14 protein-coding genes and 1 riboswitch are annotated in these 15830 nt (G+C 47.9%); of the genes, 2 read left to right on the top strand and 12 right to left on the bottom strand.

Features of this window, described 5'->3' with window-relative positions; translation table 11 throughout:
- Positions 1–332 precede the first annotated feature (332 nt).
- The 12 genes from purF to MKY99_RS03275 form a co-directional block, all read right to left on the bottom strand.
- Complete coding sequence (gene purF / locus MKY99_RS03330) at positions 333–1829, bottom strand: amidophosphoribosyltransferase (RefSeq protein ID WP_339268654.1); 1497 nt, start codon at positions 1827–1829, stop codon at positions 333–335.
- Positions 1814–4060, bottom strand: a complete 2247-nt coding sequence (gene purL, locus MKY99_RS03325; RefSeq protein WP_339268652.1) for a phosphoribosylformylglycinamidine synthase subunit PurL — start codon at positions 4058–4060, stop codon at positions 1814–1816. Before purL ends, purF begins: the two co-directional genes overlap by 16 nt.
- The gene (gene purQ / locus MKY99_RS03320; RefSeq protein WP_042124034.1) at positions 4038–4727 is read right to left on the bottom strand and encodes a phosphoribosylformylglycinamidine synthase subunit PurQ; all 690 of its coding nucleotides are present in this window, start codon (positions 4725–4727) and stop codon (positions 4038–4040) included. Before purQ ends, purL begins: the two co-directional genes overlap by 23 nt.
- A 5-nt stretch (positions 4728–4732) precedes the next feature.
- A complete protein-coding gene (purS, locus tag MKY99_RS03315; RefSeq protein ID WP_036680912.1) occupies positions 4733–4978 on the bottom strand; it encodes a phosphoribosylformylglycinamidine synthase subunit PurS in 246 nt (81 codons plus the stop codon).
- A gap of 127 nt (positions 4979–5105) precedes the next feature.
- On the bottom strand, positions 5106–5996 hold the full coding sequence (locus MKY99_RS03310) for a phosphoribosylaminoimidazolesuccinocarboxamide synthase (protein WP_339268650.1): 891 nt from the start codon (positions 5994–5996) through the stop codon (positions 5106–5108).
- Between the two features lie 248 nt (positions 5997–6244).
- Positions 6245–7540 (bottom strand): adenylosuccinate lyase, encoded by a 1296-nt coding sequence (gene purB / locus MKY99_RS03305; RefSeq protein WP_042124027.1) that lies wholly within the window; start codon positions 7538–7540, stop codon positions 6245–6247.
- A 5-nt stretch (positions 7541–7545) separates the two neighbouring features.
- Positions 7546–8724 (bottom strand): 5-(carboxyamino)imidazole ribonucleotide synthase, encoded by a 1179-nt coding sequence (purK, locus tag MKY99_RS03300; RefSeq protein ID WP_339271478.1) that lies wholly within the window; start codon positions 8722–8724, stop codon positions 7546–7548.
- 53 nt (positions 8725–8777) lie between these two features.
- Positions 8778–9263 (bottom strand): 5-(carboxyamino)imidazole ribonucleotide mutase, encoded by a 486-nt coding sequence (purE, locus tag MKY99_RS03295; RefSeq protein ID WP_042184739.1) that lies wholly within the window; start codon positions 9261–9263, stop codon positions 8778–8780.
- A 210-nt stretch (positions 9264–9473) separates the two neighbouring features.
- A riboswitch (purine riboswitch) is annotated at positions 9474–9575 on the bottom strand.
- Between the two features lie 375 nt (positions 9576–9950).
- Positions 9951–10385 (bottom strand): universal stress protein, encoded by a 435-nt coding sequence (locus tag MKY99_RS03290; protein ID WP_042184737.1) that lies wholly within the window; start codon positions 10383–10385, stop codon positions 9951–9953.
- A gap of 40 nt (positions 10386–10425) precedes the next feature.
- Positions 10426–10689: a DUF1294 domain-containing protein gene (locus MKY99_RS03285; RefSeq protein WP_042193264.1), complete on the bottom strand. Its 264-nt coding sequence runs from the start codon at positions 10687–10689 to the stop codon at positions 10426–10428.
- Between the two features lie 112 nt (positions 10690–10801).
- Positions 10802–12007 (bottom strand): MFS transporter, encoded by a 1206-nt coding sequence (locus tag MKY99_RS03280; protein ID WP_339268647.1) that lies wholly within the window; start codon positions 12005–12007, stop codon positions 10802–10804.
- A gap of 137 nt (positions 12008–12144) precedes the next feature.
- On the bottom strand, positions 12145–14280 hold the full coding sequence (locus tag MKY99_RS03275; protein WP_339268645.1) for a DNA topoisomerase 3: 2136 nt from the start codon (positions 14278–14280) through the stop codon (positions 12145–12147).
- A gap of 127 nt (positions 14281–14407) precedes the next feature.
- Between MKY99_RS03275 and tsaA the strand changes: the two genes are divergently transcribed.
- Both tsaA and MKY99_RS03265 read left to right on the top strand, forming a co-directional pair.
- Positions 14408–14854 (top strand): tRNA (N6-threonylcarbamoyladenosine(37)-N6)-methyltransferase TrmO, encoded by a 447-nt coding sequence (tsaA, locus tag MKY99_RS03270; protein WP_339268643.1) that lies wholly within the window; start codon positions 14408–14410, stop codon positions 14852–14854.
- A gap of 47 nt (positions 14855–14901) precedes the next feature.
- On the top strand, positions 14902–15819 hold the full coding sequence (locus tag MKY99_RS03265; protein WP_339268641.1) for an AraC family transcriptional regulator: 918 nt from the start codon (positions 14902–14904) through the stop codon (positions 15817–15819).
- The last annotated feature ends 11 nt before the right edge of the window (positions 15820–15830 follow it).

The raw sequence follows: 15830 nt of genomic DNA, 5'->3' as shown, positions 1-15830 counted from the left end.
CGGGACTAACTTCATTGGTGGTTATTGGAGTTATTACGAGGAATGTTTGGACTTCCGATCGCTGTTATGTTTGGATTTCCTGATTTAAACCGCTCATCGCGGTAGAAATCCAACCATAAAGGCGAACGCTAACGCTTCTACAGTTCCAAACTTCCTCTCCATAACTCCCTCTAACCACCAGGTTTCCCCTACTGCAAGCCGCAGTGCGCGCCTTGCACACGGACCTCAAGACCTCGGTGCATGAGCTGCGCCATGCACCTCCTTAAGCGAAGCGCCGATCTTGGCAAGCCAGTCTCGGCGGTGGCATGCAGACGGAGGGCTAAAACCCTACGTTAGCAGCTGCAGCCGTCTTTTTCTTCCCCGCCAAAATCAACCTGCGTCGGGTAATCATTATCGAAGCAAGAAAGGCATAGCCCGCCTTTGTAATCATCTTTGTTGTGGCCACCAATGGAAGTGATTAAGCCCTCCGGTGACAAGAATGCCAAGGAATCGGCATTAATCTCTTCGCACATTTCCGCAATGGACTTGTACGACGCGATGAGATCGCGGCGGTCTGGGGTATCAATGCCGTAGAAGCAAGGATTCTTGAAGGGTGGCGATGTAATCCGCACGTGAACCTCTACGGCTCCCGCTTCGCGGAGCAGATTGACGATCCGCCGTGAAGTTGTTCCACGCACGATGGAATCATCGATCATGACAACACGTTTGCCATCGACCACACTGCGCACGGCGCTTAACTTCATTTTCACACCTTGCTCACGCAGCTCTTGGCTCGGCTGGATGAAGGTCCGGCCTGTATACTTATTCTTGATGAGCCCAAGCTCATAAGGAATGCCTGTCTGCTCCGCAAATCCAATCGCTGCCGAGATACTAGAATCCGGTACACCAGTTACGAGGTCAGCATCTACGAAAGCTTCTAATGCCATTCGGCTACCCATCCGCTTACGGGCGGTGTGCAGGTTAGCGCCATTCATATCACTGTCTGGGCGAGAGAAGTAAATATACTCCATCGCGCATAGCGCTTTACGTTTTGGCTCGGTAAAACGGTCCTCTAACAGGCCATTTTTATCAAGCACGAGCAGTTCGCCAGGTTCGATATCGCGGACTAACTGTGCTCCGATAACTTCTAAGGCGCAAGATTCGGAAGCAAAAATATAGGCTTCGCCGATCCGTCCCATTACAAGCGGACGCAAACCATGGGAATCCGAAGCGACAATTAATTTGTCATTCGTCATAAGCAGAAAAGCAAATCCGCCAACCAGTTGTTTTAGCGCATCCTTAGCCGCTTCAACAAAATCCTTAGACGAACGCGCAATCAGATGCGCCAGCACTTCTGTATCACTTGTGGTTTGGAAGATCGATCCGCTTTGCTCAAGCTGTTTACGAATCAACGGTTCATTTACTATGTTACCGTTCGTAGCAATCGCCAAATCACCGTCACGATATTTGAATACGAGCGGCTGTGCATTAGTTAAGCGGCTGTCTCCGCTGGTGGAATAACGTACATGCCCGATGGACATGTCTCCAACCAGTGAGGCAATTTTGTCCTTGTCAAATACTTCTTTTACTAACCCCATCCCGCGGTGATAGTTGAAATCACGACCATCTGCTACGCAGATGCCCGCACTTTCTTCCCCACGGTGCTGTAAGGCGTGCAAGCCGTAATAAGACATGGACGCCGCTTCCGGGTGTCCGAAGACCCCGAAAACGCCGCATTCTTCTTTTAATGTGTCAAAAATATCTCCCGAGCCCGTTCCTTCATTGTAAAAGTCACCAGTCCACAGGATAGGAGTCTCCTGCTCTTTCCCGGTCTTTATTTCATAAGACATGGAATAGCATCCTCCCAAACGAATTTCAATTCTGCTACAGCTTCATCTAATACGGATGCACCGTCCAGATTTACGCGCAGTCTGTCTCCACCTACAGTTCCGATGATTTCCACTGGAACGCCGCTTGCAGCAATCGCTGCTTTCAGCTCTTCCGCACGTTCAGGTGCTGCCGTCAGCACGATACGTGATTGGCTCTCACTGAACAAAGCTACATCAGATCTAAGTCCATTAGCAGAAAGTTCAACGTTCGCACCAATACCACCACTGATACAGCTCTCTGCAAGTGCTACAGCAAGACCGCCTTCGGACAAGTCATGTGCTGAACGCACCAGACCGCCGCGAATCGAGGTAAGCACTGCGCTCAGCAGTGTTTTCTCAGTAGCCAAATCCAAAGCTGGAGGGCGGCCTTCGGTTACACCATGAACAGCATATTGAAATTCACTACCACCAAGCTCAGCTTTTGTTACGCCTAGCAGAAGAATGGAATCTCCTTCTTGTTTGAAGCCTTGAGTCGTAATATGATCCGTATCCGTTACTAAACCAACCATGCCGACAACCGGTGTTGGGTAGATGGATCCCGTCGTATTTTCGTTATAAAGACTGACATTCCCGCCGATAACCGGAGTATCCAGCACACGACAAGCTTCAGCCATACCATCAACCGCACGCTCCATTTGCCAGAACACATCAGGTTTCTCAGGGTTTCCGAAGTTTAGGTTATCGGTAATAGCAAGCGGTTCAGCACCCGAACAAACGATGTTACGAGCCGCTTCGCTGACTGCAATCCGTCCACCCACTTCAGGATCAAGATAAACATAACGCCCGTTACAGTCCGTGGTCATCGCAAGTCCTTTACGTGTACCATGAATGGTAACTACAGCCGCATCAGATCCAGGTCGAACAGCCGTACTAGTCCGAACCATGTAATCATATTGGTTGTATACCCAAGCTTTACTTGCTACGGTTGGTGATCCAAGAACAGTACGAAGTGCGCCGCCTAGATCTGTAACTTCCGCGTAACGAAGCGTATCTACCGATTCATTTTCTACATAATAAGCAGGAACCTCAGATGGTTTGTTATACACTGGACACTCATCCACAAGCGCTGTTACAGGCATGTCACCAACAACCTCACCGTGATGGTACAGCTTCAAGCGACCATCATCCGTTACTTTACCGACCTTACAGCAGATTACACCCCAGCGATCAAAAATCTCTTGCGCCTGAGCTTCATCCTTCGGTTCTACTACGAACAACATCCGTTCTTGCGATTCCGAAAGCATCATTTCATAAGGGGTCATGCCTTCTTCACGTTGTGGCACCTGATCAAGATACAGCTCCAGACCGTTGCCCGCTTTACTTGCCATCTCGGCACTAGAGCAGGTAAGTCCAGCCGCACCCATATCCTGAATCCCAATAACGATGCCGCTGTCGATTAACTCTAGACAAGATTCCATAACGAGCTTCTCCATAAATGGATCGCCTACTTGTACAGCTGTACGTTTAGCTTCGGACTCTTCACTTAGTTCAACGGATGCAAAAGTAGCCCCATGAATCCCATCACGTCCAGTAGGAGGACCTACGTAGAAGACTGGGTTCCCTACACCTTTAGCGACACCACGCTGGATTTTATCATGATCAATCAGACCGACACACATTGCGTTAACAAGCGGGTTACCGTCATAGCTATCATCGAACATGATTTCGCCGCCCACTGTTGGAATCCCGATACAGTTACCATAACCAGCAATACCCGACACCACATGCTCGAACAAATATTTCACGCGATCGCTTTCCAGCTTGCCGAAACGCAAGGAATTCAGCAGTGCGATAGGTCTTGAGCCCATAGAAAAAATATCACGAATAATACCACCTACGCCTGTTGCCGCACCTTGAAAAGGTTCTACTGCAGAGGGGTGGTTATGACTTTCGATTTTGAATACAACCGCTTGGTTGTCTCCGATATCTACAATCCCTGCGCCCTCGCCGGGTCCCATCAGGACACGTGGTCCAGTAACCGGGAAACGTTTCAACAATGGCTTAGAGTTCTTGTATGCACAGTGTTCGGACCACATTACGCTGAATACGCCAATTTCAGTATAGTTCGGCAAACGTCCCATAAAAGACTTGATGAGCTCATATTCGCTGTCCGACACACCGAATTGGCTGTAAATTTTCTGCTCTGCGATCTGTTCTGCGGTCGGTTCCTTAACGGATACTTGCTGCGTCATGACGATCCCTCCAAGTCTTCAGTATAGATGTGAACATTCGTTTGCCATCTTCAGATCCGAGCAAGCTGTTAGCTGCACGCTCAGGGTGAGGCATCATGCCGACTACATTACCCTGCACATTACTAACACCCGCAATATCAGCTACAGAGCCGTTAGGATTATCGCTATATGTGAACACAATCTGATTGTTAGCTTTCAGTTCTGCTAAAGTCTCTTCATCACAGTAGTAGTTTCCTTCGCCGTGAGCGATTGGGATGATGATTTCTTCATCCTTAGCATAATCAATAGTAAATGGGGTTTCGTTATTAACAACCTTAAGCACTGTATCATGACAACGGAACTTCATGGACATGTTACGACGCAGCGCGCCTGGCAACAAACCAGCCTCAGTAAGAATTTGGAACCCATTGCAAATGCCTAGCACGAATTTCCCTTGCTCTGCTGCTTTAGCAACTTCAGCCATTACAGGAGCAAATCTTGAAATCGCGCCGCAGCGCAGGTAATCACCATATGAGAATCCGCCTGGAACCAAAATGCAATCATACGCCGACAAATCTGTCGCTGTATGCCACACATAATCGACTGGTTCGCCGAGACTGTCCTCTACCGCCTTGTAGCAATCAATATCACAGTTAGAGCCTGGGAAGACAAGTACAGCAAATTTCATGTCGTTTAGTCCTCCAATTCGTAGCGGTAATCCTCGATCACCGTGTTGGCAAGTAGCTTTTCGCACATTTCCTTGAGACGCACTTCTGCTTCAGCACGGTTATCCGTATCCAAAGTCAGCTCCATATATTTCCCAATACGCAAACTTTCAACTTCTTGAAAACCTACCGAATGAAGTGCTCCTTGCACTGCTACACCTTGTGGATCGAGAACGCTCTTCTTAATGGTGACATATACCGTCGCTTTTAACATATGCTTGTAGTTCCTCCTAAATTTTTATGTGTATATACTTTCTGAAAGCTGAAACTCTACTAAAAGTAACTCTAGCTTTAAAAACATACACTTCATTTATTCCCATGAGTAAACACACAATGTTGAGCTATAAAGACTTGCCAGTAAGACGATGATAAATGTCCAGATAACGGCGCGTTGTTTCTTCAACTACTTCTAGTGGAAGTGGATCAGGTTTGCTATTTTTATCCCAGGAGGATGCAGATAGATACGTACGAACAGGTTCTTTATCCATACTATCAATTTCGATATCAAGAGTGTATTTGTCCTTAGCCCAGAAACGTGAAGCATCCGGCGTAAAAATCTCATCAATCAGAATCACCTTGCCATCCAGCAAGCCGAATTCAAATTTGCAATCTGCAAGAATGATTCCCCGCTCAGCACAATACTCTCTGGCAAAAGAGAACAATTGCAAGCTCTTCTCCTGCAGCTCGAGTGCCAGATCAGCACCGATTAGCTCCTGCATTGTTTCAAAAGGAATATCCTCATCATGACCTACATCGTTTTTAGCCGCAGGGGTAAAGATTGGCTGTGCCAGCAGCGCATTTTTGCGCAAGTTCTTAGGAAGCTCAATACCATTCACTTTGCCAGTTTCTTGATACTGTCTCCAGCCCCCACCGGTGATGCACCCACGCACAACACATTCGATATCGATGCGCTCCGCTTTGCGTACCACCATAACACGGTTTCTGAGAGCTTCCTTGTCCTTAACGATGTCTCCGAGCAGATCCACATCGATATGAACGACATGATTCTCCATTAGCTCTTTAGTCTTTCCGAACCAGAACGCACTCAGACGGTTAAGCACATTGCCCTTTTCAGGTACCGCTGGGTCCAGCACATAGTCAAAAGCAGATATCCGATCCGTGACGACGATCAGTACATTCTCCCCTAAATCGTATAGCTCACGAACCTTCCCTTTATAGAGCAGCGGCGCATTGATGAGTTCCACGGCTGTGGATACGGCCGACGATGTCATGACCTTTCCTCCCTTGAACTAATGATCTTGATTACTGCAACTGGTCTCAAAGGCGTAATTCCGAGGAATGTTTGGACTTCCGATCGCTGTTATGGTTGGATTTCCTGATTTAAACCGCTCTTCGCGGTAGAAATCCAACCATAAAGGCGAACGCTAACGCTTCTACAGTTCCAAACTTCCTCTCCATTACACCATTCGACCAATTTCCTTTATATCTAACTCCTTAGTTCACCACTAACCTATCTTTTTTAGATAAGCTCTAGCTTGCGGAAGATGGTGTCCACATGCTTAAGGTGCCAAGAAGGGTTAAATGCATCTTCAATTTCTTCTGGGGTAAGAACGTTAGTGATCTCAGGTGTAGCTTCCACGATATCGCGGAATTGTTTTTGCTCTTCCCACGCTTGCATAGCACGCGGTTGAACGGTATCGTACGCTTGCTCACGGCTAAGGCCTTTATCGATCAGTTTAGTCAAGATACGACCGGAGAAAGGAACACCGAACGTACGGTTCATGTTACGCTTCATGTTCTCTGGGAATACAGTCAGGTTCTTCACGATGTTACCGAAACGGTTCAGCATGTAGTTGAGCAACATTGTCGCATCCGGAAGGATGATACGTTCCACAGAGGAGTGCGAAATATCGCGTTCATGCCAGAGTGGCACGTTCTCGTAAGCTGTAACCATATGTCCGCGAATGACGCGGGACAGACCGGAAATGTTCTCGCAGCCGATCGGATTACGTTTGTGAGGCATAGCGGAGGAACCCTTTTGACCTTTGGCAAAAGCTTCTTCCACTTCACGAATCTCACTCTTTTGCAGAGCGCGGATTTCAGTAGCGAATTTGTCTAACGATGTCGCTACCAAAGCAAGAGCAGCCATGTATTCAGCATGACGGTCACGCTGTAACGTTTGTGTAGAAATTGGAGCTGGGCTTGTGCCGAGCTTGCGGCAAACGAATTCTTCTACGAAAGGATCGATGTTAGCGTACGTACCAACGGCACCGGAGATTTTTCCGAACTGTACACCGTTCGCAGCATGGCGGAAACGCTCCAGGTTACGTTTCATTTCTTCGTACCATAGAGCCATTTTCAGACCAAAGGTAGTTGGCTCGGCATGAACACCATGCGTACGGCCCATCATCGGTGTATCCTTGTAAGCAATAGCTTTATCTTTAAGGATCTCAATAAAGTTGATGATATCCTTCTCTAGAATTTCATTCGCTTGACGCAGCAAGTAACCTAGCGCTGTATCTACCACGTCAGTAGAAGTAAGACCGTAGTGAACCCATTTGCGTTCTGCGCCAAGACTCTCGGAGACCGCACGTGTAAATGCGATAACGTCATGGCGAGTCTCTTGTTCTATTTCATCAATGCGTGCGATGTCGAATTTAGCGTCTTTACGCAGTTTAGCTGCGTCTTCGTGCGGGATGACTCCGAGCTCAGCCCATGCTTCACAAGCGCAAATTTCAACTTCCAGCCACGCCTTGAATTTATTTTCCTCCGTCCAAATAGCTCGCATCTCAGGTCTGCTGTAACGTTCGATCATATTCTTTAGTTCCTCCAAAGTTTAGATTGCTCCACCCAGGACAAGCCGTCTCCGGTATCCTTGCAGAGCAGATTGATATGGCCCATCTTGCGGCCGGTCTTACTCTCAGTCTTGCCATATATATGAAGCTTAGGTACAACACCCAGCTTATTATCTTTTTCGTCCTGTGTACAGGTCGCTTTAATCGCGCCATCCAAATGCTGGCCTAGTACATTTACCATAACTACCGGTGTCAAAAGCGTTGTATCGCCTAGCGGCAGATTACAAATCGCCCGGACATGCTGCTCGAACTGTGAGGTCGCGCAAGCGTCCATGGTGTAATGCCCGGAGTTATGCGGCCTTGGTGCTAACTCATTGACGTACAATTGTCCGTCCTCTGTGACGAACATTTCTACTGCCAGCAGTCCAACCGCATCAAGTCCAGCGATTAATGTCTCTGCCAATTCGCATGCTCTCCGCTGAATGTCCTCTGCCACTCTTGCAGGCACAATGGACAGATGCAAAATATTATTCACATGAATATTTTCCGACGGTGGGAAGCTTTTAACCTCACCAGAAGCACTGCGTGCAGCAACAACGGATATTTCACACTTAAAAGCTACAAACTTCTCAAGCACCAGCTCCGGCACAACGGCTCCGGGTGCTACTTGCCGGAAGGCTTCTTCCAGCTCTTTTTCCTGACGGATCACGGCTTGTCCCTTGCCGTCATAACCGCCTGTGGCTGTCTTCAGCACACAAGGTAGTCCAAGTTCAGCCGCCGCCACTTTCAGCTCCGCAAGGCTATCCACCTTCCGGTACGGGGCGACGGGTACGCCTGCCGCCTCGATGGCGGCTTTTTCGCGCAGCCGATGCTGCGTCGTATACAGCAGCGCGCTGCCCTGCGGCACGTACGATTCCTCCGTCAGCAGCGCGGCAACGCCCGCGTCAACGTTCTCGAACTCGTACGTGATGACGTCCGAGCGGCGGGCTAGCTCCCGCGCCGCGTCCCGGTCGTTATACGCCGCTGTAATCTGCGGCGTGACTTGACCGCTAGGCGCATCCGGCGCAGGGTCCAGCGCCACGAAGCGGTACCCCATGGCGCTGCCAGCCAGCGCCATCATGCGCCCGAGCTGCCCGCCGCCGAGCACGCCGACGGTCGCGCCGGGCAGTAGCGTCCGGACGGTGTCCGTACCGGACGCATCCATAGCGGCTGGCGAAGTAGCGCCGCCAGCCTCCTGCAGCTTCAGCTCCTCCGGTCTCATAAGCTGTCGCTGCTTTCAAGGACTTCGTCGCGGATCGCATCCCGCCGCAGCTGCGCGCGCTGCTGCACTTCTGGATCGAATGCTCCGATAATCTGTGCAGCCAGGAGGCCTGCATTAATGGCCCCTGCCTTACCAATGGCTACCGTTGCCACTGGAATGCCTCCAGGCATCTGCACGATGGAGAGAAGCGAATCAAGTCCATTAAGCGCCTTCGACTGCACTGGCACTCCAATCACAGGCAGGATCGTCTTTGCTGCCACCATACCCGGCAAATGCGCTGCACCACCCGCTCCTGCAATAATGACGCGAATCCCCCGGCCCGCGGCTTCCTCCGCATAGCTGAACATCAAGTCCGGCGTCCGGTGCGCAGATACTACCTTCTTCTCATAAGATAATCCCAGCTCTTCAAGCACCGCACAAGCGTGCTCCATCGTATCCCAATCCGATTTACTGCCCATGATAACAGCTACCTGCACAGACATGATTCGACCTACCTTCCAGTCACTAGTATGGATATCTTTATCTTGTAAATTCGAATAAAAAAAGCCCGATGACCAGACGCATTTTGCTGCGGGAGGATCGGACTAGTAAAGAAATTAGGAAAAAATAATCCGCGTGCCTATCATTAGGCTCTATTAAGCGCGGAAAATGGCATAATGCATCATTCCGTTACCCGGACCGCATTGCCGCATTCTATCATCCTATTTCCTCGTAGTCCGGTAATTTACGGTTCCCGGGTAGAAACTTCCGGGCCATATCCCCGGTTTTATACGAGTTGCTCATGACATCAGTTTAACAATCCCCTACACAGGATGTCAACTCAAACACGAACATTGGTAAATTCCGATTAATAATCGTTCGCTTTTAGGCGTATTTAATTTCTCAATAACCACTTATTTTGATGATAAAGACTTCTTTCCGTACACTATTAGCTCTAACAACAGATGTTATATTAACTGTAGAATAGGCTTCATGGAAATACATATAATTCCTCTACTGGATATGAATTTAGTCATTTCGTTTCTTAATAATCAAGTATAAACGCCTTTGGCGTCCCTGTATGACGGTTAGCGTTTATGCGAGAAATATAAGGATAAAGTATAGTGTGAAACATATATTTTCTTATATTTGAAAAAAGGAACGCCATAAGCGTCCCTTTTAACTTTATATTATTTTACAACCAGCACTGGAATGCGGGCGCTTTGTACTACATTGTGGCTCACACTTCCCAGAACAAACTCACGTATTCCGCCAAGTCCGCGGCTGCCGATAACAATTACATCTATAGCATGTTCTTTAGCATATTTCAAAATCACTTCAGCGGGAGATCCTTGTAATAGCTCAACCTCAGCATTCAAGCCTTCAGCCTCAAGGCGTCCCTTCACCTCTTCAGTAGTCTGCACTGCTAAATCATAATATTCTTTATTTACTGAAGCCGGTAGTGGTGCTAGAGCTTCTCCGATAAAAAATCTTGGAAATTCAAATGCGTGTACGACATGCATCGTAGAGCCCGGAGTTACTTTTGCGAGTTCAATTGCGCGCTCCAATGCTTGATTAGAAGCCTTAGATCCATCATAGGCGAGTAAAATTTTAGAGAATAACATGTACGCCACCTCTTTTTCTAGTTTGTAATCATTAAGACTATCACCTTAAAAAATAGCTGTACAAAAAGATATTCAGCAACAGAAGTAACGGAATTCCGATCCTAAAGGACATATGTCGCGTCTTGTGGCGCTTACGATACATGGCAATCAGCACGCCTAGTGCCCCGCCCATAGCTGCCAGCAGAAAAAGTGTCTTCTCAGGTACACGTTCTCGCCGTTTACGGGCTTTGTTCTTGTCTTCGGACATCACTACATATCCGATAATATTAATTACCACAAACCACAACATTATAACCTTGACCATTCTCCCGGGCTCTCCTCCTTGCTTCCTATCTATCTCTATTATATTCCTCTTTTTCACAAAAAACCAATCATCCTTACACGCTCTGATAACTTCGCTACCTGCCTCTTTCTTTTCACTGCTTCGCATCCTTCATCCATATCCATGACAACACCGCAGCCAACGCCGCCGCAATTCCACCCAGCCAGAACCCTCCGGTCAAGCCATAAAGAGCGCTCATCCAGCCTGCCACGAACGGCCCAGCCGACATACCTATTGCATAAACCGCCTGATAGAAGCCCATAGCTGTTGCACGCTTATATGGATCTACTTCTGACACCGACTTGCCTAGCAACAATGGGAAAATAAGTCCCTGCATAAATCCGTTTCCTACCTGAGTCAGACAGAGCGTCGCTAGCGTCGGCATTGAAGGAATAAGAAGTGTAAACAATGCACTTCCCGCGAAGCCTAAGAGAAGCGTGCCCCGGTCTCCTAGCAGCCTACCAAATGTCCGTGAGCCATAGAGGGTCGCGACAGCATGCGGAATCATAAAAGCGAGCGTCAGCCAGCCCAAGCTTTCTTTACTTGCTCCGATATTCAGAGCTTGGTTTGGCGTATATCCGAACATCGTTATGAATAGCACACAGTGTGCCAACACTGACAGCAGAGAAACTCTTACCAGAAGCGGCTCCTTCATAACACCTGCTAAGTCCTTGATCTGGATCGCACTTTGCCGTTTCTCCTGTTTTTGTTCAGGCAGTCGCAGCGCAAGCAGCAGCGCCGCAATCGCTACAAATCCACCAATCAGAAACGGGGTATTCCAGCCCCAATGCTCCACCATATAGCCACTGATCATCATACTGGTTAATTGGGCGATTACCGTAGTGAATTGCAACATGCCCATTGCTTTTCCAGCTTCCTCTTTCGGGAAATATCCCGCGAACATCACAGTGTACACAACCCATGCCGAAGCCGCTATACCGGATACCGCTCGTGCTGCCAATGCCCACCCAGGCTGTGCTCCCCACATAAAAAGAAAGCAGCTGGCTCCGCTCGCAATCAGTCCCAGATAGATAAACGGACGCCGCCGATTCAAATAATCTGAACCGATGCCAATCGGCAGTCGGAACAGAATCTGCATTAGCCCATATACGCCAAGCACCATGCCCACCATAAAATACGATGCTCCCAAATGCTCCACATAAGGAGAAAGCACCGGAACATAAATATAAGAAGAGAACCAAAACATAAATACAATAACGAGAAAGAAAAACTTACTGCCTCCCTGCCCCTCTGGGCTACCTGCTGCTTTTAGTTGATCCACTTGTTGTTCAGCTGCCACCCTAATCACCTGCTCTATGTATTTGCTTAACATTCTAATTCAAAGCCTATCTGTAGACCACAAAAACTTACGTGGACAGAAAAAAGGGCTACTGAGTACACTCAGCAGCCTTTTTATTACGATACATGCGATCCTTTTTACTTATCCTTCTTTTGCCCTTCAAGCGCTGCTTTCAGCAGTTCCCCAAGGTTAGAACCAATGCTTTCTTGCTTACTGTATTGCTGTACCAGCTTTTGCTGTTCGCGTTTATTCACATGCTTATGATCCTTATCCAAGGTTTCTGTGATTCCACAGCCCAAACATTGTACGAACATGCCTGCTTTACCCTCTTTAAGCTCCATTTTCTTATGGCACTGTGGACAGCGGCGATTCGATAGTCTTTTCTCTCCGGCACGGGTATAACCACAGTTATCTGCAGGGCATACAAGCAGCTTGCCACGTTTGCTCTTTTTCTCCAGCAGTCTTGTACCGCATTCCGGACAGTTACTGTTCGAGACATTATGCGGTTTATATTCTGCTCCACTAGTTTTGACGCCAGTTACCAGCTCCTGTGCCATACTGCGGATGCCTTGCAAGAAGAGCTCCGGCTTGCCTTGACCACGCGCTATTTTCTCCAGCTCAGCTTCCCAGCGCGCGGTTAGATCTGGTGTCCGTAGCTGTGTGGATACCAACTCAATAAGCTGCTTGCCTTTACCAGTCGGATGCAGCAGATTCCCTTGGCGTTCAATGGTATCGGAGCTTACCAGCTTCTCGATAATATCCGCGCGGGTCGCCGGGGTTCCAAGGCCATGCTTCTCCATTTGCGTCAACAGCGAAGCTTCATTATAACGCTTCGGTGGCTGTGTTCGTCCAGGACGAACCATGCAGCGGCCAATCGTGACAGTTGCTCCTTCGCGCAGCTCAGGTAGCTTCACACTCCCAGCTGCTGGCTCGTCCGATGGTTCCTCGTCATCATCGTTACTCATATCTCCGCCGTACACTTCGCGCCAGCCGGCATCTTTTACCGTCGTCCCTTTGACATGGAAGCTTTCGCCTTCCACGTTGACGGTGACAGCTACCGCATCATAGCGAGCTGGTGGGTAGAACAAGCTGATAAAACGCCGCACGATCAAATCATACAGCTTACGTTCTTCAGTACTCAAACCATTTAACAATACGGTCTGCTCTGTCGGAATAATAGCATGGTGATCGCTTACTTTGCTATCATCCACGATTCGCTTCGTAATCGGCAGCGGTTTGCGAAGCAGTGGACGTGCCAAAGCTGCATATGGGCCGACAGCTACACTGTCTAATCTTTCCTTGAGTGTGCCCGTCATATCTGATGTTAAGTAACGACTGTCCGTACGCGGGTAAGTGACAAGCTTGTGCTGCTCATATAACCGCTGAAGCACACTGGAGGTCTGCTTCGCGGAGAAGCCGAACTTCCGGTTCGCATCACGCTGCAATTCAGTCAGATCATAAGCGAGTGGATGAGGTTCGCTCTTCTCACTCTTCTGTACCTTAATAATACGGCCGCTGCGTCCAGTAAGCTTATCCTTTAGACTTGCCGTCTTATCCTTTTCAAATATCCGACCATCGCCGTTACTGGCCCGCCATGCCGCTTGGAAATCTCCAAAATCAGCAGTCAGCGTCTCAAAATCAACGGAACGGAAACCCGTAATCTCCTGTTCACGATCCATGATCATCCCTAATGTCGGCGTTTGTACCCGCCCTGCGGAGAGCGGCGAACCGAACTTACATGTCAAAGCTCTCGTGACATTCAGTCCAATCATCCAATCCGCCTCTGCGCGGCACCGCGCAGATTCATACAGACGATCAAAATCGCGACCTGGGCGGAGCTTTGCGAATCCTTCTTTTATCGCTTTATCCGTCTGAGAAGATATCCAGAGCCGCCGGAATGGCTTTTTCCACCCCGCCATATTCATAATCCAACGTGCCAACAGCTCTCCTTCACGAGCAGCATCCGTAGCTACCACAAGCTCCTCAATATCCTGACGCTTCATTAGGTGCTGAACAGCTTTATATTGCTGGTTGGTCTCACGCAGCACCTTCAGCTTTGCCTTCTCCGGCAAAATCGGCAAATCCTCCAAAGCCCAAGTTGCAAACTTTTTATTATAATCTTCAGGCTCTGCCAGGCCGACTAAATGACCCAGTGCCCAGGTAACCACATATTTTGGACCTTCAATATAGCTCTTCTGTTTATTATTACATCCCATGACTCGTGCGATCTCGCGTGCAACAGACGGCTTCTCCGCCAATACTAATGTCTTCATAATGCTCCCCTTTCCACATCAAATTTCATTATAGCATTAAATGAATGTTAGCAAATATCGTCAGGCTTTACCGGGTCACTCCGTTATAAACTAAATAATATCTGATACCCGAAAGGAGTCATAGTCAATGAATGAACAAGAAAGCTATAATATAGTACCTATAGGTTGGGTTACAGGTGCGCCACGTAATTTACGACTGGAAATCAAACCGGAATTTAGCCCGGCGCTTAAAGGTTTATCTCAATTTAGTCATTGCCAAGTGCTTTGGTGGCTGCACGAGTTTGCAGATGATCAATTCCGCCAGACTACACAGATTCAACCACCTTATGACGAAACATTAACTGGAGTATTCGCTTCCCGTTCCCCTATTCGACCTAATCCAATTGGGCTTAGTGTAGCAGCAATCCTGTCTGTCGATGAAGCTTCTGGCATCGTAGAGGTGGCTGGACTTGATGCCTATCCTGGTACACCAATTCTAGACATCAAAGCTTATTTTCCTAGTGCCGATCGCGTAATGGAAGTGACCGTTCCCGATTGGGCTGCTAATTGGGGGGACTGGACAACAAATAATTGAAGTAATCGATTTGGACACCATTTCTAACTGTTATGGGAGGGCATCTCTTGAACAATCGCCAACTAATCATTCAAGCATTAGATCTCATTGAGGATCGCTTAAACACGCTTCTTCCTGTAGCTGTCCTTTCCAAAGAAATGGGATACTCACTTTATCATTTCACCCGCCTATTTCAAGCAGTCACTGGGATAGCACCCGGCGACTATATAGCCAGACGCAAAATCACTGAAGCAGCCTTGGACATTCACCGAATTCCAGAACGCTCACTCCAGGACATCTCATTAGACTATAACTTTAGTAACTATGAGACCTTTACTCGTGCCTTCAAAAGAATGCTGCACACGACTCCCTCTCTTGTTCGAAAAAGAATTAATAAAACGAAACTCCCTTTGTTGCCTAGACTATATGAACAGGATCTACTTCAAGTCCTTTCTGATAGCGATCTTTCCCCCCAGCTCGTTGATTTCGGGGAAATTATACTTCAAGGACCCGTAGTTAAAATAGACCATGATTTCTCCGTCATTTCTGATACTTGGCCTTTGCTTTTCAGTAAGGTAGATACTATATCTGATAGGATACAACCTGAAAAATATTATCAGCTTGGCTTCTGGCCAGACGACTATGAGAGTAACGGTTTTTCGATCATGTGTGCCTGCGAACTTAATCCTATAAATGCAGACCACAATCAGATTTTCTCCCTTCAGATCTTACCACCTATACGTTATCTTAAATTCATCCATAAAGGCCGCTCTTGTGATATCCCTTCTACATATAAATATATCTACGGAATCTGGCTGCCCAAAACAGAATACAGGATGTCCATTCCATTCGAATTGGAATTTTATGGTGAATTGTATCTTGGACCAGATAACGAAAACTCGGTGAGTGAAATCTACATTCCGTTAGAATTTTTACAAGAAGAGACTACGTTGTCGTCTTTTATAAATGACAACCGTTTCTCTTAGAAATATAAAGA

This window comes from Paenibacillus sp. FSL R5-0470, from assembly GCF_037975205.1.
Lineage (GTDB): Bacteria > Bacillota > Bacilli > Paenibacillales > Paenibacillaceae > Paenibacillus_AQ.
Note: the sequence above shows the minus strand (reverse complement) of the source record. Positions and strands in the feature narration are given on the sequence as shown.